Genomic DNA, 257 nt, shown 5'->3' with positions numbered 1-257 from the left:
AGCAGGTCGCGTGTTTCAGGGGTAATCAGGTTTTTCGAGTAATCGAGGAACAGCCCGCAGCTGCTCAAAGTGAACTGGGTAAAGCGCTGGGGATCGGCATTGAACGCTTCGCGCATGCTGAAATCCTGCATGGCCTGGCGATGTTGATTGAGCGCTTGCCAAGCGGGCAGAGCGGTAACGTCATGGGGAGTGCGGTAGTACGCCATCGCTGCGGGTTTCCTTTTTATTGCTGGGACTGCCTTTAGGACACTTCTAAA

At 54.5% G+C, this 257-nt stretch carries 1 protein-coding gene; it reads right to left on the bottom strand.

Going from position 1 to position 257, the window contains the following annotated elements; translation table 11 throughout:
- Positions 1 to 206, bottom strand: a 206-nt coding sequence (locus N8L33_RS10020; RefSeq protein ID WP_261059761.1) for a hypothetical protein, incomplete at its 3' end; no start/stop codon positions are given.
- Positions 207 to 257 lie beyond the last annotated feature (51 nt).

Origin of the sequence: Streptococcus mitis (genome assembly GCF_946188695.1) — a bacterium.
Lineage (GTDB): Bacteria > Bacillota > Bacilli > Lactobacillales > Streptococcaceae > Streptococcus > Streptococcus mitis_DF.
The sequence above is the reverse complement of the archived record's forward strand: the minus strand, read 5'-3'. Positions and strand labels throughout refer to the sequence as shown.